Origin of the sequence: Vibrio taketomensis (genome assembly GCF_009938165.1) — a bacterium.
Lineage (GTDB): Bacteria > Pseudomonadota > Gammaproteobacteria > Enterobacterales > Vibrionaceae > Vibrio > Vibrio taketomensis.
On record NZ_AP019650.1, the window covers coordinates 283,402 to 305,760 of the forward strand.

Genomic DNA, 22,359 nt, shown 5'->3' on the forward strand with positions numbered 1-22,359 from the left:
GTTGGCATTATTAAATGTATGATTTATCAATTGGCATGACACTGTGCTCGAAAAGTTTTGCAACCGGAATCAAGTTTAATTCATCTAATATTTGGTGTCGCGACCACTTCTTTTAACAATATCGCGTTTGGGTAAATAGCCTAGGATAGGCTTGGAAGTTTCTGGCTTAGATATCTATAAAGATAGGTTTTACATCTTCAAATCGGCGCTATTGACGATTTGAATACCAACGTTATCTCTATATTAAGAAAGTTTTCATGGATTGCTTTCTATTAAAGGTTATGGATATGAATATAGATATCATAATTGTGCTCGTATATTTCCTCTTCCTGATTGGACTGGGAATGATGTTTAAGGATACATCTGGATCATCAACGAGCGAATACTCCGTGGCGGCGGCAAAATGTTGTGGTGGATGGTTGGTTCCACTGCATTTATGACAGCACTCAGTGCAATGACATTCACCGGTGTAATGGGTAAGGCGTTAACGGTAGGTATATCCGTTGTTGTGATTTTTATGCTAACGCATTAGGTTATTTCTGCAACTACTTGTTCTTTGCTGCAAAGCTCGTCAGATGCGCATTATCAGCCCTATTGAGGGTATTCGTATGCGTTTTGGCCCGGTTAGTGAGCAAGTATTTACTTGGGCAACCGTTCCATCAAGCGTCTTGCAAGCATCGTTATGGCTTAATGGTTTGGCTTGTATTTGCAAGTGCGGTATTTAACATTCCATTAGCACGACAATTATTGCAACTGGTCTAGTTGTACTCGTTATGTCTCTAATTGGTGGTAGTTGGGCTGTTGTTGCGTCAGATTTCTACAGATGATCATTATTACTGTGGTGACATTTATTGCGACTGTCGTAGCTGTTTGGAAATCGGGTGGTGTTGCTCCAATTTTAGAAGCCGGATTGCCTGATCGTGAATTCGTAGGTGAAGGTTATACCTATGCTTATCTATTTGTTGGTTGGTTTATCTGTATTTTGTGAAGCAGTTCTTTAGTACGAACAATATGATCGATTCATATCGTTATATTGCAGCTAAAGATACGCGCAATGCAACGCAAAGCTGCGATTTTAGCCTGTTCACTAATGGCGGTTGGCCCGCTAATTTGGTTCCTACCAGCATGGTTTGTAGCAGGGCATTACCCAGATACATCTACATGGGGATTAGAGGCTCGGCTCAAAAGTGAGTGATGCGACTTACTTTGTTTTGTTCGCAATGAAATGCCTTTGGGTATGATTGGTTTGATGATGTCAGCAATGTTTGCTGCGACGATGTCTTCAATGGACTCAGCGTTAAATCGTAATGCAGGTATTTTCATCAAAAAACGTTTATGAGCCATACATCAATAAGAATGCATCTGAAGCTAAAGTACTAGCAGCAAGTAAGATTGTGACCATTCTATTCGGTTTATTGATTATTGTTGCTGGTTTGGCGATGAGCGAATTGAAAGGCTTTGGTCTATTCGATGCATTAATGCTAGTAAGTACACTGGTTGCATTCCTGTTCTGATTCCGTCATTACTTTGTTTTCATTCGTAAAACGCCAGATTGGGCTGGATGGGCAACGATTGCTGTAGGTGCTTGTGTGTCATTTATTGCGTTTGTTGTTTCTCCTGAAATGATCCAGAACGTTTTCAATTTAGATACACCGTTGACTGCTCGTGAATTTGCGGAGATGAAGTCAATTACTCTCGGTGTTGTTGGTCACGTATGTATTACAGGTGGCTTTTCTTGTGTACAATTCTTCTACAAAGAACCTGTAGGTAAACGAGCTGAAGAGATCAATAAGTTCTTTAGCAATGTCGATACGCCTGTAGTGGTTGAAGAATCGGCCGAGACACGCCAAATGGATAGAAAGCAGCATTACTTGTTTGGTCGAGTATTGCTCATGGCTAGCGGAGCACTAACACTATTGGTACTGGTTCCAAATCCTCTATGGGGACGAGTTCTCTATCTATTGATGGCGGCAATTGTCGGCTTTATTAGCTTCTTACTATTACGTGCTGCGAAAGTTAAAGATGAAGATAAAGCGTTGGTTTTAAGTCAAGAATCAGCATAACATCATCTTATCTTGTAAGCCCAAGCCAAAGTCTTGAGGCTTTTTGATCAAAATTTAGGAAAGTCATTACACGTTTAGTTCAAATAGCAAACGAGAAGATATTATTGATGAAATCAAATAGGCACGGAATGTTGTGAAAATGTAGACGAAAATAAAAGGCAAGCAGAGATATTCTGATGCCTTTATCATAATAAATAATCAGTAGGTTGTTAGTGAGGTGGGTAGCACGAGAAGTTCCACCCCATCTGTTGATTCGATGTTGAGTGAGTCTAAGCCTGCAGGACAGAAAAATTTATCAAACTGTTTTAAATGATGGACATGGTTGCCGCATCGAACAGTACATTCACCTTGGACGATGATGCCAATATAGAAGCTTGGTCAGATTTGCAGATATTACCTTTGATAGTTGATTTGCTGACTTGGAAGCAGGATGTTACTGATTGATCGATTAGTACTTCCTTATAGGAGATTGAGTCGTAATTGCGTTGCTTCGTTGTTTAAGGTATTCAGGACTTCTTGTTTGACATTGTATCCATATTAAATACGTCAAGACAGAAGTCAAGTCGCGTTTCATAAAGCGTGCTTCTTCTGGTAGTGTATAGCCCGATTTTTCAAACTCAAAACGAACAGCCCAATCGGATGGCTCCATGATTTCTACCATGAGAATATTTTCACCGATGGCATGAGGCATTCCACCTGGTATATAAAACAATCGCCTCGAGAAATGCTTATTTTTTCAAAACAATGCTCCATTGCGTCTATATCTTGAGTTTCTATCATCTTTTAGCTCTTCTTTGAAGGCGGGTTTTGAAACCGAGATAGATATAAGGCTCTTCGATTGACTCTCTGAAATCAATAAAGTAGTACGCTTCAGCTTTCCCTGAATTGGAATTGAGATATTGACGCGAAAACTCTACAGTTGGATGAACTTGGAAGTGTAAACGCACAGATGAGTCTAAGTATTTGACTAATAGCATTGGATTATTACCATATCGTGCAGTGTGTTCACTTCCTAAAAAGTAACTCGGTTGGACTCAATTAGCTTTGTGAACTCGACATCACTACCATCTATGTTTGTAATAGAAATGCCTTCACTAATATCTTCTCGACCGCTATTTACTGCTTTTACCGTTGATGCAATCCATTCCTCTGGGAAGTGTGAATCTTGTGGTGATGGATGATTATTTATTTTGTCGAGTAACATGCCTCCTTGATATGTTCTCCATACACGATTTCTTTAAAACAAATAATATCTTCTTGATAGTTCTTCATGTTGTAATTCTTTTATATGATTCAATAAAATTAGCCACCAATAAAATTAATTATCGATGGCGTACTTAGTTAAAAATTGAGTGTTTATTTGTTGATGATGTAGTCTGGCCTGCTGTATCAGCAGTAACAATATTTAGTTTAGATACATCAACACCAACGGCTGGTGATGATGTGAATCCGCGTATTTTGTGATCTTGGTAAAGTTGTTTGATGTGATTTAACAAAGGTAGGGTTGATTATCTCTCCGATGTATACTTCGCCTTCATTAGTCACGTTAGTCAGAGGTGTAATGCCTGTCTTTTACCGCCACATTATTTAGTGTGCCTGCATCAACTAGATTGTAACTAAAGTGAATTTGGTCTCCTCCAAAGACGTTTTGACGATGTTGTTGTCATATGCTGACTCGGTGAACTTGTTCGCCATATACAATACCGTATTCATTTCCTATTAAAGTGTTGTTAGAAATCTGAATGTTTTTTGGTGTCCATTGTTTGTTTAACTCTTGCCTTTAGTTTCTTTGGAGCTTTTCACCTTTGGCTACATCAATAATACCGGTGTTGATTACTATCCTGCTCGCACATCGGCATTACCGGCAACCCCTCATCGCCCCCAGCAGTTTGTATGATGTAATTGTTATGGATTACGTGGTCTTCATCGTAAATACGAATGCCGCCAGTCTGTGCTTTATGGGCGCCAATAATGATATTATTTTCAATGTTATTGGCTTTGCCGTGTCTTAGAGAAATTAAGCCGGCCGATTGATAAATCGTATTTCCGTCAATTTTATTACCGCCTGATTTCACAGCTATTAATTCTTGTTCACCATCCATATTTATCATTAAGTTATGGCTGAAACTAGAATTAGAAGGAAACTGCGATGTGGTGCTAAATCCCATTTGATAGCTTCCAGCTATTGGTGTTATAGCGAATTGCTCTGTTTGTTATCGAGCTCACCATAGAGATTTTTCTGCATATCTAGGAAGATGTTGTGCTCGACTTTGTGATTATCAGGTGTTGAATCTTTGTAGTAAAATCAGCGCGCCGCGTTTTGTTTGCCTTCAAAGCGGTTATAGCTAATAGTGGCATTTTCTCCCATACGGTGATCCATAAACGTTTGGGGTACTTTGGCGCTTGTCATCGGGTTGATAACGGTAACCATCGTTAAAGTAGTAAAACGTTGAGTTGGTTAGGTGTTATTATCACCATTGAAAACGAGACCACCAGATTCTCATCTGGACCACCTTCCGTAAATACAACGCCTTCAATGAGTGTGATTACCGTTGATATTAAGTTGAACTAAACCGGTTAACCATGCTTGTCCCGCATTGTCGGCTTTGATGATTAGATTATTAGCCGAGACTTTAACGCTACCTAAATTTGGGTATTTACCATTGGCTATTGAAATAATATCGCCATCTTTGGCTGATTCTAATTTTTCTTTCAGAAGTTGAACCGTTTGTTCTGAATGAGTGGTTAGCGTTTCAGATGAAATTGGAGACAAGCGCTCACTGCTAAGTAAACCATCGCGAGAAATATCATCTAAGTCAATGGCATAAGATGAGTTGCAACAAAGCAAAATGATTGTCGATAAAATAGATTTTTCATATTACGTCTCTGTATATGTAAAAAGCCAGTAGGGTAATTTAGCCAAGAAATTCTAGCTAAAGAACATAATATGAATAAATATTCTTGTATTACAATATTATTTTATTGTTTTTGGTTAAGCTTGATTGTGGTCTCAAAAATGTATGTTGATGATTTATCGGAGGATTGAGTTGGGCGAATAATGTTAAAACAATGTGTGTGAGAAAGGATAAGGGCCGACTAGTTTGCTGAATTATGTTGGTTGATATTGGTGTTTTAGCTTTCCAATTCACGTAAAACATGAGAGTGGCAATAATGTTGTGTATTTATAAAAAGCCGAGATTAACTCGGCTTTGACTTATTTTCCGAATGTTTAATCACTATGAGGCTGTATAGTAATTAAATTTGTGCGAATGCGCCTTCCCAAGCGTAATCTACACCATCAAACTCAACACTATGCATTGCGTTTTGATTCTCTTCATTTAAGTTACAAATAGCGAAACGGTATGTCGTACCAGATGTTGTTTCGATGCTAATAACAGTACCCGTATCATTGCAACCTAAAACATTAACTGTTTTAACTAAACCTCGAGCTCTACAGATGCTTCAATAGACTCATTGAAGTAACCATGTGTCTCTAGTACTGAGGCAAATACATGGTTCTGGCCTGATTGACGTAGGATCAGTGCAGGCTCGCTCTTCAAGTTGAAGTCTGGATCATTTGCGCCAGTGCGAGTGAAGAACACTTTGCCGCCGTTTGTCGCGCTTGTGATTAGCGAGTAGTAGCTGTTGTCGTGCAACCAGCTTACTAGTGAGCTGCCTTCAACTTGGCCTGAACCTACATTCCATAGGTGCTGGTAGCCGTTGTCTTCGCCCATTGGGCGCAGCGTGCTTTCGACATCGTATTCAAAATCTGTACGGATGATTTGACCAGAGTAGTGCACTGGCAGGTCGTATTGGTGCTCTTGGTCTGCTTCGATTCGGTAAACATCAATCACAAGTGGTTTTCAAATTCTGGCAATTCAGCAAGAATGATGCTGCGCTGCATGTCAACGCCATTGTAGTAACCAGAAATGCGACCACTCATGCCTTGCAGTTTTTCATCATCAGCTTTGAAGAAGTGCTTCGAGCCAATTTGGTTTCAGCTAGCGCTGTGTCAAAGTTGTTTTGCGTCTTTTGGTCAACCGTTACCGTGTTGTGCGCGACCGTCTGCTTACAGTAAGACTTGTTCTCTGGGATGTAACGACCACCAAATTTTGGCTCAACGTTTACCCAACGACCAAAGCCGTAATCGTGCAGCACTTCATGACCGCGGTTAAACACGCTCAGGTGTAGACCATCGTAGTGACCGTGGTCTAGGGCTGAGTGGTACTGGTGATCGCTGCCGTGTTGACCAAACCAGATAAGGCCATAGTGTCGTCATCTTTCTCGTCACGGTGACGAAGAATGCTGACGCCGCCTTTTCGCCTTCTGGGCCATCAGTTACGAATAGGCTACCCCAGTTGAACGGTTTGATGTTGTCTGTCGCTGCAACCGCATCAGACAACGTTTTACCTGAGATATGAACCCAAACGTCTTGCTGGTGGTCTGCCATGCCAAGTAGCGTTTCAGACTGCTCGTAACGGTGGAAACATACTGATGTTGCCATGATTACGCCTTCATCATTAATCGAAATCGTTTTCGATGAATCGTTTAGGCAGGCAAAGTACCATCTGGGAATGCCGTCTTAAATACTGCGTAAGACGTTGTCTTGATTACTGAATCGTTGAACTCGTAAATACCAAGCTCAGGCTGACGACGTTCAATCGCTTCTGCGAATAGGTAGATTGGACGTAGCGAGAAACGGTGGTAGTAAGGACCTTCCATGTAGTAGCCGTCTGGCGAGAACAGTTGGTCTAGCTGAGCTAGGAAGCCGCCGCTGACTTTGTCCAGTTTCAAGCCATAAAGTGCTTTGTCTACCGCTTCTTGATCGTTAATCGCGTAACCACAGATACCGACTGCTGCTACTGCCCACAAACCGTGGTTGTGTACGATATCAAAGTCATGACCGTAAGTTACCACGAACAGCTCAATCATTTGCTTGAACAGGTCGTTTTCAATCAGTGTTTTTGCTCTTCTTCCAAGGTGAATGCAGCTATACGCACAAGACGCGTATAGCATCCACATGTTCTCATTTAGAGTTTGGTGGAAGATCACCCGGAGGGTTAGAGTCACGGCTGGTGTTGCTTTCTAGCGTTGGGTAAACCTTCGCGTAAGCCGTTAGCATATCTACGATGTAATTGCGGTATTTCTGTTCGCCAGTGATAAGGAATAGGCGACCCGCGAGATCGATGTGGATGTAGTTTTGCTTATGGCGGTTGTGTTCGTAACCACCGCCTTCGCCGTGACCAGGAACTTCAATACCTACTTGTGCCATGTAAGCGTCAGTTTGTTTGATATCACGCGCTAGTGCCTTGCCTAATAGGCTATCCGTGCCAAGTGCTTTGCTCAGCTCTGCCGCTTCTTCAAAGTTCATTAATAGCGGTTGGTAAGGTTGGTTTTGGTAACTCATTATTATTTCTCCTGCTCGAATGCGTTGTTTTCTACACTAGTCACTTCTAGAGAGTAGAAACCATTCCAGCTATAGGTTTTACCGTTAAATTCTACTTGATGTGGGGTTTGGTCGTTAGCGCCTAGTACATTGCTGATCATCACAGTAACGAGTGATTTCTTGGTTGCGATTTCTACGATGCTACCAACGGCGTTGTAACCCACGACGCGGATATCTTTCACCTGACCACGTGCATTCACCGACTGCTCAAACTCTTCGTTGAAGTAGCCGTGTGTTTCTAGCACAGAAGCAAATAGCGTCGATTCGCCCTTGCTGCGCAGAATGAATGCGGGTTCGCTACGTAAGTTAAAGCTTGGGTCATTGGCGCCAGTGCGAGTGAAGATCACTTCATTGTCACCGTTCTGCTTGGTGCTGTTGCTCGTGCCTAACCAAGTGTAGTAGGTGTTGTTTGTAGCCAGCTAACCAGTGCCGTATCTTGCACGTTGCCGCTAGCGACTTTCCAAAGGTGTTGGTAACCGAAGTCTTTGCCAAGAGTGCTCAATTCACCAAAGCTTTGGTAATCAAAGTTAGTACGTACGATTTGACCATCGTATTGATGAGAGTAGTCGTACTGATGTTCGCATTTACTTTCGATGCGATAAAGGTCTAGTAATAACGGTGCTTCAAGCTCATCTAGGTTAAGCATGAACACACTGCGTTGCATGTCTGTATTTGGGTAATGGTCGTTCGCAAACGCACTCATACCGTTGATTTCTGTGCCCTCTACTTTAAAGAAGTGAGGCAAGCCATGGACTGAATCAGCGCGCTCAACATCGAAACCATTCTGACATTGTTCATCAATCGTCACCGCATTATGTGCGATGGTTTGACGAGCGTACGATTTGTTTTCATCTAGGTAGCGACCGCCGAATTTAGGTTCTACGTTAACCCAGCGACAGAAGCCGTATTCACGTAGCACTTTGACCTCGGTTGAAGAAAGTAATTCCAAGCGTATCGAAGTTTCCATGTCCCATACCGTGTTGACCGTAGTTCATCACTAGCTGTGATACGTCACCGGCTTTATCTTGCATACGGATAAAACCTTGGGCACCATTGTTACCTTTGGACCTTCGTTTAACTCTACGCTAGGCCAGAAAGGCATGCCGATTTCACGGTCTGCGATGGTTTTATCGTAGGCTTGAGAAAGCTCAAGACCACATGGGTGCATCCAAACGGCGTTTTGAATCTTCGCCATGCCTAGGATGTTGTCATCCATACCGTAGTGTTTGCTGTAAACGCTCACTGCAACTTGAACACCCATATCGGTAATGCTCATGGTGCGAGATGCATCATTCAAGGCTGGAACTCACCATTCGGATAAGCCGTTGCTAGCATTGCTTGTACTGTATTACCAATCACTTTGTCTTTGTAGTTATAGATGTCTACTTCAGGCATATGACGGTGTACCACTTCAGCCAATACACAAAGAGGACGAATGGCGTAGCGATGATAGTAAGGACCTTCCATATAGTAACCAGAAGGGGCAAACAGTCGAGAGATTTGTGCTAAGAAGCCACCCGTATCGTCACGGTCTTGACCGTATACCGACATCTCAAGATATTCCGGCTTGCCAATCGCTAACCCACAAATACCGACAGCCGCGACAGCCCAAATACCATGGTTATGAATACGGTCAAAGTCATGAGCGTATTTTACCGTGAACATCTCAAGCATTGGTTCGAAAACACCTTCAACTACGGCTTTGCGCTCTTCTGCTGTCATGACAGATGCAACGCAAGAGTACGCAAGACTGGTAAACATCAACCAACAGTGTTCGTTTAGGATCTGGTGGAAAAGGCGACCGGTTGGGTTAGTGTTTTCTGTACGTGGAAATCAAAGTTAGGTACTTCTCTGCGTATATAGCGAGAAGATCTTTAACAAATTGTGCGTATTTCTCTTCTTGAGTGATCAAGAATAAACGACCTGCCAAGTTCATGTAGGTATAGTTTTGCTTATGGCGGTTGTGCTCATAGCCGCCAGCTTCGCCGTGAGCTGGTACGTCTAAAGGTAGACGCATAAACAATTCGAGCTCTTTGCGGTTCGCTTCGATGGATTTACCCATCAAACTCGGCTTTCCGACTTCTTTTCGTAGTAATTCGACTTCTGCCTCAGTCAATAAAATCGGTTGTGCAGTCATTTATTATGACCCTCAATAATTGGAATATGAAAACGTCTCGACATAAAGTAATACAATAATAACTTTATTTTAAGTTCCATTAGGGAAAAGAGAGATCAAGCTCACTATAAATTATATAAGCAATTGATTTATAAGCGGTCTATTATTGGTGGTTAGGTTTTTATGGCATGTTGCGATCTTGTTTTATCGTCTTGTTTATGACTTGAATCACACAAATAATGATATATTGTATGACAAATTATGTCGTTGATTTATGATTTGTATTGCAATTTACCACCAATCGTTAAGCTCACGGTTTAACGTATTTAGGTGGTTTCAACATTTAGGAGTCAAAGCATGAACCCATTTTTATCGCTAGTGAGCACCCATGGGAAGAACTCGGTGATGGTATAAAACGAAAAATTGTCGCTTATACAGACGATTTAATGGCTGTGCACGTTTGTTTTGATAAAGGTGCGATTGGTACTGCACACACCCATGAAATTCACGATCAGATTGGTTATGTCGTTAATGGTAGCTTCGAAGCGGAAGTTGATGGTCAAAACCATCCTTAAAGGGTGACGCGTTTATTGCCCGCAAGCATCTGCTTCATGGAGCGGTAGCGCTTGAGCAAGACAGTGTCCTACTTGATATTTTAACCCAGCCCGTGAAGACTTTCTTAAATAAACGTTCGCGCAACCTCGTTGCTAAGGCAAGCATATGAAAAAAATGAATATTGCAATCATTGGCGAATGTATGGTTGAGCTACAGAAAAGGATGGTCAGCTTCGTCAAACGTTTGGTGGTGATACTCTAAATACGGCGGTGTACTTATCGCGTTTAACGCAATCTTATGACCTAAAAGTGAGTTATGTCACTGCTGTGGGTCATGATCCATTTAGTCAAGAAATGGTGGATTCTTGGTCTCAAGAAGGTATTGATACTGGCTTGGTACTCAAGGTAAGAGAAGCAACCTGGTATCTATTACATTGAAACGGATGAGGCAGGTGAGCGTTATTTCCATTATTGGCGAAGTGACTCGGCGGCAAAGTATTTGTTCGAGCAAGATGATTCAAAACGAATCATAGATCAACTTTATCGTTATGATGCGGTTTATCTGAGCGGAATTACCCTAGCTATCTTAACGGAAGAAGGAAGGGCGCAATTATTTAGCTTCCTTGCTGATTTCAAGGCTCAAGGTGGGCAAGTTATTTTCGATAATAACTATCGTCCTAAACTGTGGAAAAATCGTGAAGAAGCGATTTCATGGTATCTAAAAGCCCTGAAAAACACGGACATTGCTTTATTAACGTTTGAAGACGATCAGTTACTTTACGGCGATACAAATCTAGAACAGTGTGTTGAGAGAACGGCTTCGCTCGGCGTTAAAGAAATAATCATCAAACGAGGTAGCCAAGCGTGTCTCGTTGTTGCCGAAGATCAGCAGCACTTTGTTGAGCCGAATAAGGTCGATAATGTGGTCGATACCACTGCGGCAGGCGACTCTTTTAGCGCGGGTTTTCTCGCGAAAAGGTTTGTGGGTGGCACGCCAACGGAGTCAGCTTTTAGTGGGCACTGTATGGCTGGTACCGTTATTCAATACAAAGGCGCCATCATTCCTTTAGAGGCGATGACCCAAATTTCATTGTAATCGAACGAGTTGATATCATGACCAAGTGATATCAACTGTTTTATTGAGAGCTTTATGACTACGTTAAATGATCAACTGCACAGTTAAAGTAATTCCTGTTATTGCCATCAATAAGGTTGAAGATGCGATTCCTTTAGGTCGTGCACTGGTTGAAAATGGCATGCCTTGTGCTGAAATCACGTTCCGTACCGAGTGCGCTGTCGACGCGATTCGTGTCATGCGTAATGAGTTCCTGAAATGCTTATTGGCGCAGGTACCGTGTTGACGAACGAGCAAGTTGACCAAGCGATAGATGCTGGCGTGGATTTCATTGTTAGCCCTGGTTTTAACCCACGCACAGTTCAGTACTGTCTTGATAAGCAGGTTCCGATTGTACCTGGAGTGAACAACCCAAGCTTGGTTGAACAAGCGATGACATGGGGTTACGCACATTAAAGTTTTCCCAGCGGAGCCTTCAGGTGGTGTGGCGATGCTCAAAGCGTTAACGGCTGTATATCCAGTTAAGTTTATGCCTACAGGTGGCGTTAGCCTTTCAAACATTGACCAATACTTAGCTGTGCCGTCGGTGCTAGCTTGTGGTGGTACTGGATGGTGCCAACCAACCTGATCGACGAAGGGCGCTGGGACGAACTGGGTAAACTCGTGCGCGATGCGGTTGACAATGTAGCGTAAACTTCTGATATTAAATTAGAATCATATTTAGTTACTTTGAAGCGAGCTTAGGCTCGCTTTTTTGCCTATAATGTGATTTCGGTTTTAATGTGGACCATAACTACAGAGATCTTTTGCTTATTTGTATTACATAATGGTTGATTGATTCAATGTTTATTAAGTCTCAATGGCAAGTGTTGCTTATTTTGAAAGGGATTTTCATGGTTTTATTGTCACGATAAGTTTTGTTTGAGATCACAATAAAAGATTATTGTAGTACAAATGAAAAATAAATCGAAGTAAGCTAGAAATCATAAAATGATCACACTTAAGAGGCTGAAAAAATGACTATAGATACTCGTTGTTCTTGCCTACTTCTTCTTCCTTGTTGCAATTGGTTGGATGTTTCGTAAGTTCACTACATCGACCAGCGATTACTTTAGAGGTGGTGGTAAGATGTTGTGGTGGATGGTAGGTGCTACCGCCTTCATGACTCAATTTTCAGCATGGACGTTTACAGGTGCCGCAGGACGCGCGTTCAGCGACGGTTTCGTTGTTGTAATCCTATTCTTGGCTAATGCATTTGGCTATTTCTTAAACTACCTTTATTTCGCCCCGAAATTCCGTCAATTGCGTGTAGTGACAGCCATTGAAGCTATTCGTCAGCGTTTCGGTAAAACTTCAGAGCAGTTTTTCGTGGGCAGGCATGCCGGACAGCTTGATTTCTGCGGGTATTTGGTTGAACGGTCTCGCAATCTTTGTTGCGGCGGTCTTCAATATTCCTATGGAAGCGACCATCATCGTAACCGGTTTAGTGCTGATGCTGATGGCGGTAACTGGAGGTTCGTGGGCGGTTGTTGCTTCTGACTTTATGCAAATGCTGGTTATCATGGCGGTAACGATTACATGTGCGGTCGCTGCTTACTTTCAGGGCGGTGGTATCGGTAACATCGTGTCAAAATTCCATGGCGACTTTATGTTGGGTAACAACTTAAATTACATCAGTATTTTGTTCTTTGGGTGGTCTTTATATTCGTTAAGCAGTTTGGTGTGATGAATAATAGCATCAACGCGTATCGCTACTATTGCTAAAGACAGTGAGAATGCGCGTAAAGCTGCAGGTCTTGCTTGCGTATTGATGATTGTGGGTCCAATTATTTGGTTCCTACCGCCTTGGTATGTCGCGGCATTTATGCCTGACTTTGCCGAGCAATACGGGTCGGTTGGCGGTGATGCAGCTTATTTAGCCTTCGTACAAAACGTAATGCCAGCAGGTATGGTGGGTCTTCTTATGTCAGCGATGTTCGCAGCAACCATGTCTTCAATGGACTCGGGTCTTAACCGAAATGCGGGCATATTTGTGATGAATTTTATAGTCCAATTGTTCGCCCGCATGCGTCACAAAAGAGCTGGTGGTTGTTAGTAAAGTAACGACGATCATGATGGGCTTCATCATCATAGGTATTGGTTTGTTCATTAACTCTCTTCGCCACTTGAGTCTATTTGATATCGTATTAAACGTTGGTGCTTTGATTGGTTTCCCGATGCTTATTCCTGTACTGCTTGGTATGTGGATTCGTAAGACTCCTGACTGGGCGGGGTGGGCAACGCTAGTGGTTGGTGGTTTTGTTTCTTATATATTCGGTATATCACCGCAAGCAGAAGACGTTGAGCGCCTGTTTGGCTTAGAACAAGCTTTCACTGCACGTGAATGGGCGGATCTGAAAGTTGGTTTGAGCCTAGCGGCACACGTTGTCTTCACCGGTGGTTTCTTCTTACTCACCACTCGTTTTACAGGGGCTATCGCCTGAGCGTGAGAAAGAAGTCGATCAACTGTTTGAAAACTGGAATACGCCGTTAGTTGCCGATAGCGAAGAGCAGCAAAATCTAGATACTAAACAACGCGGTATGCTAGGTAAGCTGATTAGTGTTGCCGGCTTTGGTATCCTAGCGATGGCGTTGATTCCAAATGAACCAACAGGGAGAATGTTGTTTATTTTATGTGGTTCAATTGTCTTATCGGTTGGGGTGTTGCTGGTCAACGCAGCGCGAGGTAATCAAAGCCCAAAGTTGTTGGCTAGAAGTCGCAGTTAATTGTGACTAACAGGTCGAGCGATAATAAAAATCACCCAACGGGGTGATTTTTATCGAATATCTTATCGTTGGGCTAATGCTTGGCATGAGCTTCGTTTAATTATGTTACACGGTACAACAACTTTTTATACGTGGCTTTTGTTATTAACGAGCGCAATCTTTGCTGTCTCCTTCGCTAATGGTTGCGATTTCTGAATCTTTCGTTGTGGCAAGTTTGGATGTCATATCTACTAGATATTGATCTTTCAGTTTACAGAAACGTGAGTAGGTGAAGTATGAGATGACTGCAACGATAATTGGGAATGCTAAGAACAGAAATTCAGTATTTACAATAAGTTCTGTTTAGGGATTAAAACAGAATTTCCAAATAAGTAAGAAGTGATATTTATACTTTGGCACTTTCTGGTTGGTGTCTGAAAATGTCACTGGCCTTAACATAGAAGTGTTCAATACGTATCGCGAATCTCCTAAACAGTGAGGGCTGTAAACTGGTGATTGCATTATTTGACCCAAAAAGTTCATACACTCTTTTTGTCTATTGAGCCTTCTGACTAGACACTAAAATGATCCAACATAAATAGGGTTGATGATGCATTCTCACTAATACTGTAAGTAATTTTCTTACGGCGAACCTTGTAGTGCATCGATGGGTTCACAAAATATCAACTTATGGTTGTTTTGGAAATATCAAAATATGGTTGTTTTTGATAACATTATGAAAGAAAAGAAGTTGTAAATATCACTTTATGGTTGTTTCAACAGCCTATAGATTAATTGAGAACCGCTTTTAGCGGCTCTTTTTGTCTGAGTCGTAGGTAAGTATCCACACTAGAGACACATCGACTTTGCAAAATGTAGCAAATTGAATTGAAACCCGGAGATTATGCTCCTCGGGTTTATTCTAGTTGATGCCTAACTGATCCATGCCCCTTGGCTGTTATCTCGTTTTTCTTTGCGAGGTTTGCTCTTTCGACTATTTGATCGGTAAGAAAACAGCATCAATAGAGCAAGTACGCCAAAAAGTGCCATCAGAGCATGCTCAATAATATTCTCTAGTGCTTGTTGGTGGCTAATCGGTGGGGCTAGGCTGATCCTCATTGGCCCCCCGTCAGCGTAGATCTCTAGGATGGTTCCTTGAATCGATTGTTGAGCCATTTCCGTTTGTAGAGGCATCAATTCGTCTAACAGCTCAACTTTTCCAGAAAGATAATCGTGCTTTAACTCTGTACGTAGTCGAGTGATTTGATACAAATCAGCATGATCAGTTTCATTCCAATTGACGACGATATACGCCTGATTTGGGCGTGCCACGTGCAACGACTCTCTAGTTTGCAGCCAAATCGCGTCTTGCAGTTGGTTTAAACTCATTTTGTATTGCGTGAGTTCATCGATGTTTTTTATCGTCTCATCATCATCGAATTCCCTTTCTTGCAAAGCCTCATTCCAACAGGAGTTTTCACATTCACTGCTGGTGGTTTCGCGCCATAGAATAGAAAACTCGGCTTTAAAATTTTGGCAATTCTCAGCGATAGCGTTTTCCGTTTCTGTCAACTTAACCGTTGTCGTTTTTCTATTCTCAGGACAGTAAAGTGCCAAGTGGTTGGCGATTGCTCTAAGGTTAGCAATGTTAAACATCATCAGCTCTCTGCGAGGGCGAATAGTCTTGTTGTATAGGTCGTCAGAAGATTGTTGCTTTAATAGGAACAGTGTTGACAGGTATGAATACAAACCTTCTGTTATTTGAGGGAAATAATCAGGCTGTTTTGTTATGAAATGCTTGTAGGATTCTACGAATGTTGTATCAGGAAGCACGTTGAATGCTTCATTGGTCAATGGGTAAAAAAAGCTTTGGCAGTAGACGGGGTTGTATTGCTCATCGTAACCATCAATGCACAAACGGGGCTGATTTATGGAGATGGTATCGCCTACTTTTAAGTCGAGAGTCGACCAGTCATCAACGTTGCTAATATTGTGTGATTCACTGTGTTTAAGTATCGCGATACTCGCGTCTCGCCATGCAAATTTGGTATTGCTTGCAATAATCGCGATGCTTATCAGTAAACCGAGAGCAGCGAAAAGATATTTAGGCTTTTTCTTGGCGAGATCTTGTTCTGAGATCTCGTTTAGGTCAACACGTAGTGCAGCAGAATGCGTTGGTTCCACTTCAAAATAGACTTCGCGTGTTAAGTTAATGGTGTTCTGCCATCGGTTGGGTATCCACGCCTTACTCGTTTCTCCGTTAGGATCGGTGAATAGAATCCAACTTATATTCGCCGAAGTTTCAATGGCATCTATTTTGCCGAAGTAGCGCTTTACAGTTAGGCGTGTTGGATTAATTTTGGTGGTATCTTTTTTAAGTAACAGTAGGGCGATAATACAAACTGTAGCGAGCGTTGCGGCTGGAAGCCACGTTGGCTCTATCGCAAAGTCAAACGTTTGTGTACGTGAAAAAATGACAGTCGCGACGACGATAAGAGCAGCCATCAAAAGTCTGAATGATGACGGTGAGAGATACTGAGCCTCAGTAAGTGTCGCCTGGCGTTCTGATTTCAACACGGTTTTAGGTTTAGTGGGTGATGTCGATTCTATCGACTCGTTTGAGTGGGTCTCAACATTGACCGCTTGATACAGTTCGCCGATGTTTTGCTCTTTATTTGAGAGAGTTGTTTTGGTTCGATCTGAGTTTGGTTGTTGGCTAGTGAATTTGTGAGTTACTTGTTCTGTGTTGGCTTGGGTATTTGCTGGTTGAGTAAGCGTGTCATTCAAATCATCAACAATTGTGTAATCATTTAAGCGGACAACGAACATGACATCATTGCTAACGACGACTTCAGCCATCATCTCTTCTTCATCAAGGTAATAGAAGGCATTTTCGGGCATTGCGACAACGTAATCGCAAATGGCCATAAATAACCGTTTTTGCCCTTCCTCTTCTTCATCAGGCATAGAATGCAATTCGAAATGATCCGTAATGTAGTAAACTTCTTTAGCATCAACATCAAATTCTAAAAGTTTTGATATTGCTAAACGTTCATCTTCTGTCAGATCTGTATCTCTGCGTACACTAAGTAATTTAGCTTTCTTTTCTTCTAAAGCTTTGGCTTCACTTTTCGTAAAGAAAAATTAAAATTATCCAAATTAATAAGCCGATTTTAGTATTAATAAAAATGATCCATGAGATTTTATAATCCTTTTGCTTCAATATCGTTCCATGCCACTTGTTACGAATCGACTTAATAAAACCATTGGTAGAGTGATAAGGTATTGTTAAAAAAATAATTGTCTTGCTTGAGTTACGAGAACGGCAGTCGGTCTGCTCATATACAGAGATTTAATTTGCTATTGATTAATCTGTATTTATGATCTGCAACAAAATCGCAAGTGGTGTCGAGATTATATTGTTTAAACAAAAGCGCTAAAATGACTAAGTGCATGAATGATCGTATGAATCGAAGTAATTTCTATAATTCTAAAAAAATTCTTACTATTAGGATCTGTTGTGCTTATTGCAAAATAAATGCGAGAGAAAGCAAGTAGAAGTAGTAACTTTTTGCTCTGGTTGAGATGTTGTATGGCAAGCTAGAACCGAGAGAAGGTGAGGCTGGTTGATGAATAGGGCGAGTTACCTTCTCAAATGAAGCAACTTGCCCATTGGTGCATTACGGTCAAAGAGGTTCATTCCAACGTTCAAGACATACCAGCATGGTCTGGCGAGAAATGTATTTGGCATCAATGCACATGTCTTCTTGGTCGACAAGGGCGAGGAAGTATTTTGATTGTCCCTTTGTGCGTGGAGTCAGAAGCCATTGTGTAACGACTTCTCCATTATTACTCTTTTCCATTGAGCTTAACTCGACGCCATCTCCTTGATCGTTTTTATAATACAGCTTCAAACAATATAATTTTTTCACAGTGGCATCCTTCTTACTTAGAGATTCATCAAGTTTTCTATGGACTCGTCAATGGTGCAAAAGGTGTAAGAATGAATATTTTCTTCGTTATCGATAGCGTCAACTTCAACACGTTCGATATCACGATGTTCTTCTAACCATTCCAGTGTCTCTTCAACACAGGTAAAACGAAAGGTTTGGAGGTTTTTTTTGACTATTCTACAAGCGCTTAAATGCATTTTGAGTGTCCTAAGTTTTCTTAATTATTATTTATCCATATTTTCAAAGCACTACATGGTTGAATGATCACTGTTAACCGTCAAACAGGTTGAGTGGATCGTTTATTTACACCCTTAATGAGTACTGGTACGCTTTATGGTTCAAAATAAAGGGAGCATATGTGCTCCCCACAAGAGAATACTAAAATAATGAGTACTCGTTCGCAATAATTTTTAGTCTGTATTTTGTCGTTATTGGTTTGCTGGGGCCAGAAAAAACAGCACGGTCTTCCCTAGGCAGGTTGTTATCGCTGCATCCGCATCATTATTTGACATGGTGTTTCTCATAATATGCAGTAGGCGATTTACGCCTTGCCAGCCACCAACACCAGAACCTGTCGCATTTTCTATTAGCAGTTTGTTTACTTCGCGAAACGTTTGGTTGTCGAGTGCCAGTAGCCAAGAGGCGATAAACGCCTCTTTGTCAGAAAAGTCGAGCAACGGAAGGATGATAGGTAGGATCTTACCTTGTAATGCGTTACCAAAGTCCAGACGTTTTCCATAATAGCGCTGGATACTTGATTTGCGAGTACCGAAGTCTTTGGCCATTCTTTCATACGTGACGGCATCCCATCCTTCATTAATAAAAATGTCATAGATGTGAGCATCAAATTCTGCTTTTTTGCGGTGCTTTTCTTCTGCCGATATTTTAGCCATGAATGGACTCTCTGATGGTATAGCAAAATGCATACAACGATGGAAACGGAGACGAAGGTTGTACTACGTTACCATTAAAGACCAAATTGTATGAGATAACGAATTGTATTTTAAACAAAGAAATAAATGAATGAGATAGAGTGAAAAGCTATAAAGAGTGACGTTAAACAAGAGAAATGCGGTTGCCGTTAATTTTCTCCCGTAAAGGTGCTTTCAAACAGTTTTTGTGCGTAATGTTGGAATTAACACTAAAAGCGATGTTGTTTTGTTCGATAGCAATTACATTTAAAACAAATGTTTGACTTTGTTTTACCTTGAAATTATTTTAGTCACGAATTTTTATCTACAAGGAATGGTTTTAGTGAAAAAGTACGTTCGCAATCGGATTTCGCTAAGAGTGGTACTTGGTGCTATGTTTGTATGCTGTACGATCATAACCGCCGTGACGGCGATATCGTTACAGTACTATTTTTCGAGTAAGAAAGAGTTAGAGCACACCTTAAATCGATACAATACTATTGCAGCAAGTGTTTCACAGAATCTATCAAATCTAGAAAGTTTGGCTGAAAATGCCGCGCGCAGTGGGGCGCAACTTGTCTCTCTTACCGGTATTGATTTTGCTGATAAACGGATTGTGATTCCTCTTTCTGAATTACTTGCGCGCGACTCAAACTTACATAGTATTTTTGTCGCGAAATCAAATAACGACTTTTTCCAACTTATCAGCCTGACGTCAGAAGATGTTAGGGCTCGTGTCGGCGCGAAAAACAGCGATCGATGGTTACTCGTTTTGCACCAAGGTGAAGGCAAGCAAAGACGTAAGACTTCGGCTTTTTATGACGAGAACTTTAAACAAACGGCGAGTAAAGTAGAATTTAGCAACTTTTTGCCGACTCAACGCAGTTGGTATGAAAATGCGAGCACGGAACGAATTTACGCAACCACACCTTATTTATTCAACACTCTAAAAGTGAACGGTGAGAGTTTCACTATCAAAGTTGACGGCTCTGATACGGTCGTTGGTATTGATGTATTGTTGTCTTCACTTGAAAAACAGCTCACGAGTCGCTTCGTCGAAAACAAAAAAAATCTCAAGGCGGAATCTTTTATCTTCGGCGGTGATGGTCAACTTATTGCCACCAATAAGCAGATCGATATTGAAGACCGTATTCCTCTCGTGACGCCTGTTGTTTTGACTGAAGAACAACAAGCATTCGTTAAATCAGCCCCTGAGCTCAAAGTTTCTAACCAAAATGATTGGGGGCCTCTTGATTATACGGTAGGGGGGCGTCCTAACGGTTTCACGATTGATTTGTTTAAAATGATATCAGAAATGACTGGGCTGAAATTTAAGTTCGTCAATGGACGCTCATGGGACGAGTTAGAGAATGATTTTTCTCAAGGCAATATAGATATATTGCAGTCGATCTCGGATCCAAGCGATTTTGCTCAAATGGGCATTTTGGGCGAGGTTTTGTATCGAGGTAACTTTGCTTTACTCACTAAGCAAGAGAATGTTGGCATTACAACGTTAGAATCCATTCAAAATCAGCGGATTGGTATATTGAGGGGTTGGAGTATTCAAGACAATTTGCTCAAGGCGTTTCCAAACTTGACGTTGATATCTTATCCGTCGTTGCATGCAGCGATAGATGATGTTGAATCGGGTAACATTGCGGCCGTGCTGGATATGAAGCAAATTCTACAAAGTAAAGTACAAGAAAAGTTTCGCCAAGGGTTGAAGATTGTTCCGATAGAATCACCAATTTTACCTCGTGAGTTTTACTATTCGATACGAAAGAATATCAGGAGCTTGCTGATATTATCGATTTAGCCATCAACAGTATTACGCCAGCTCAAAGGCAGGAACTTCGTGAAAAATGGTTCACTGAAGGAGCGGCACAATCAACATTCACTTATATTCCGTATCCGGAATTGTTGGAATTTAGTCACCATCAAGATAGTGACAATAGCGCAAAATTAATGACCATCAACGGCGTCGAAAAGTATTTGTATATCTCAAAGCTTAGAGAGTCTAACTCACGGTACTTTGCAGTTGTTGTCCCTCAATCTTACATAATGGCGGGTGTGCACGAAGCTATTTTTTATTCCATCGGTGCATCACTACTGGTTTTACTCTTGTTACTGCCATTTGCATGGTTGTTCGCGGCACCCATATCAAAACCTATTAATCAGTTAAGAGAACAAGTTCAGTGGATTAAGTTACGTCAGTACTCAAAAGTAAATCGAGTGCATAGCCGGATTGAAGAAATCCATCAGTTAGGTTTATCGGTCATTCGTGGGCGTAACGCGTTGCAGAATTTTGAAGAGCAGCAGAATCAGTTCTTTGAGTCCATGATTCAATTAGTCGCACGAGCCATCGATGAAAAGTCAGCGTATACCGCAGGGCACTGTAATCGCGTACCAGAAATCGCTTTAATGCTGGCCGAAGCGGCTGAAAAATCGCAATGTGACAAGCTCAAAGATTTTCAATTCAACAATGATGAAGAGCGTCGTGAGTTTCGTGTCGCAGCTTGGCTGCATGATTGTGGCAAGATCGCCACGCCTGAGTATGTCGTCGATAAAGGCAGTAAGCTTGAAACGAACTACAACCGTATTCACGAAGTTCGTATGCGCTTTGAGGTATTGTGGAGAGATGCTCAGATTCAATACTTGTTATCAAAGCTAGATTCAGAGGTTGATCTCGATAACGATTTGCGTCCCCAATTAGACAAGTTGAGAGAAGAGTTTGCATTTATTGCGAACGCAAATATCGGTGGTGAGTTTATGTCTGACCAAGATATTGAACGATTAAAGCAACTAGCTGAGCAAGAATGGGTACGTTATTTTGATTGTGGCTTAGGGTTATCGCCACTTGAAGAAACGCGCTATCACCCACAACCTACACCGGCCGTTGAAAAGCTTTTAGCAGATCGACCAGACCATATCGTTGCAAGAGATCAGCCCTTTGCTGATGTGACGCAGTTTGGGATAAACATGACGGTTCCGACTCATCTATATAATCATGGAGAAATCTATAACCTTTCTGTAAGACGTGGAACCTTGTCGGAAGAAGAGCGCTTTAAGATTAATGAACACATGATCAGTGGTATTAAGATGCTCGAGAGCATTCCATTCCCACCTGAACTGGAGCGAGTGCCTCGGTATGCGACGACTCATCATGAGACACTCATTGGAACCGGCTATCCGCGCGGATTGAGTCGTGAGGATCTGTCAATTCCGGAAAGAATTTTGGTGGTGGCTGATATTTTTGAAGCACTGACAGCCTCAGATCGACCATATAAAAAAGCCAAACCGCTGAGCGAAGCAATCGATATTCTTTCAAAGATGGTTGAAAATGGTCATATTGATAAGGATATTTTTGAGCTGTTGTTAACCAGTGGCGTCTACCAACGATATGCAAAGGCTTATTTACCAGAAAGGCTCATTGATATTGAGAATGTGGATAGATATCTCAAGCGTTAGCTTTTTTGATTAGTCATAAGCGATAAAA

General features: G+C 41.6%; 8 protein-coding genes and 7 pseudogenes. 7 read left to right on the forward strand and 8 right to left on the reverse strand.

Annotated elements, in window-relative coordinates:
* The first annotated feature begins 287 nt into the window (after window positions 1-287).
* A pseudogene (locus tag Vt282_RS15035) lies at window positions 288-2,063 on the forward strand (sodium:solute symporter family transporter).
* Window positions 2,064-3,877: 1,814 nt separating this feature from the next.
* Here the strand turns inward: Vt282_RS15035 and Vt282_RS15040 are convergent.
* The 4 genes and pseudogenes from Vt282_RS15040 to Vt282_RS15055 form a co-directional block, all read right to left on the reverse strand.
* Complete coding sequence (locus tag Vt282_RS15040; protein WP_162063899.1) at window positions 3,878-4,231, reverse strand: chondroitinase-B domain-containing protein; 354 nt, start codon at window positions 4,229-4,231, stop codon at window positions 3,878-3,880.
* A gap of 365 nt (window positions 4,232-4,596) precedes the next feature.
* Window positions 4,597-4,911, reverse strand: a complete 315-nt coding sequence (locus tag Vt282_RS15045) for a chondroitinase-B domain-containing protein (RefSeq protein WP_162063900.1) — start codon at window positions 4,909-4,911, stop codon at window positions 4,597-4,599.
* A 407-nt stretch (window positions 4,912-5,318) separates the two neighbouring features.
* A pseudogene (locus Vt282_RS15050) lies at window positions 5,319-7,470 on the reverse strand (heparinase II/III domain-containing protein).
* 2 nt (window positions 7,471-7,472) lie between these two features.
* Window positions 7,473-9,646 (reverse strand): annotated as a pseudogene (locus Vt282_RS15055) (heparinase II/III domain-containing protein).
* Window positions 9,647-9,990: 344 nt separating this feature from the next.
* Between Vt282_RS15055 and Vt282_RS15060 the strand changes: the two are divergent.
* From Vt282_RS15060 to Vt282_RS21760, 4 pseudogenes are all read left to right on the forward strand, one after another.
* A pseudogene (locus Vt282_RS15060) lies at window positions 9,991-10,312 on the forward strand (cupin domain-containing protein).
* A 33-nt stretch (window positions 10,313-10,345) separates the two neighbouring features.
* Window positions 10,346-11,275: pseudogene (gene kdgK, locus Vt282_RS15065) on the forward strand (2-dehydro-3-deoxygluconokinase).
* Between the two features lie 67 nt (window positions 11,276-11,342).
* A pseudogene (locus tag Vt282_RS15070) lies at window positions 11,343-11,882 on the forward strand (bifunctional 4-hydroxy-2-oxoglutarate aldolase/2-dehydro-3-deoxy-phosphogluconate aldolase).
* A gap of 388 nt (window positions 11,883-12,270) precedes the next feature.
* Window positions 12,271-14,020: pseudogene (locus Vt282_RS21760) on the forward strand (sodium:solute symporter family transporter).
* 912 nt (window positions 14,021-14,932) lie between these two features.
* On the opposite strand, the gene Vt282_RS15080 reads toward Vt282_RS21760, so the two are convergent.
* The 4 genes from Vt282_RS15080 to Vt282_RS15095 all read right to left on the reverse strand — a co-directional run bounded on the left by Vt282_RS15080 (window position 14,933) and on the right by Vt282_RS15095 (window position 18,845).
* Entirely contained in the window at window positions 14,933-16,966 is a 2,034-nt protein-coding gene (locus Vt282_RS15080) for a hypothetical protein (RefSeq protein WP_162063901.1), read from the reverse strand.
* 719 nt (window positions 16,967-17,685) lie between these two features.
* Window positions 17,686-17,931 (reverse strand): hypothetical protein, encoded by a 246-nt coding sequence (locus Vt282_RS15085; protein WP_162063902.1) that lies wholly within the window; start codon window positions 17,929-17,931, stop codon window positions 17,686-17,688.
* Window positions 17,932-17,948: 17 nt separating this feature from the next.
* Window positions 17,949-18,149 carry a hypothetical protein gene (locus tag Vt282_RS15090; RefSeq protein ID WP_162063903.1) on the reverse strand — a complete coding sequence of 67 codons (201 nt, stop codon included), beginning with the start codon at window positions 18,147-18,149 and terminating at the stop codon, window positions 17,949-17,951.
* 231 nt (window positions 18,150-18,380) lie between these two features.
* Window positions 18,381-18,845, reverse strand: coding sequence for a TetR/AcrR family transcriptional regulator (locus Vt282_RS15095; RefSeq protein WP_162063904.1), 465 nt, complete (start codon window positions 18,843-18,845; stop codon window positions 18,381-18,383).
* Between the two features lie 361 nt (window positions 18,846-19,206).
* Here Vt282_RS15095 and Vt282_RS20770 point away from each other — a divergent pair, with 361 nt between their 5' ends.
* Window positions 19,207-20,679, forward strand: a complete 1,473-nt coding sequence (locus tag Vt282_RS20770) for a transporter substrate-binding domain-containing protein (protein WP_232055261.1) — start codon at window positions 19,207-19,209, stop codon at window positions 20,677-20,679.
* A gap of 149 nt (window positions 20,680-20,828) precedes the next feature.
* Entirely contained in the window at window positions 20,829-22,331 is a 1,503-nt protein-coding gene (locus tag Vt282_RS20775) for an HD-GYP domain-containing protein (protein ID WP_232055262.1), read from the forward strand.
* Window positions 22,332-22,359 lie beyond the last annotated feature (28 nt).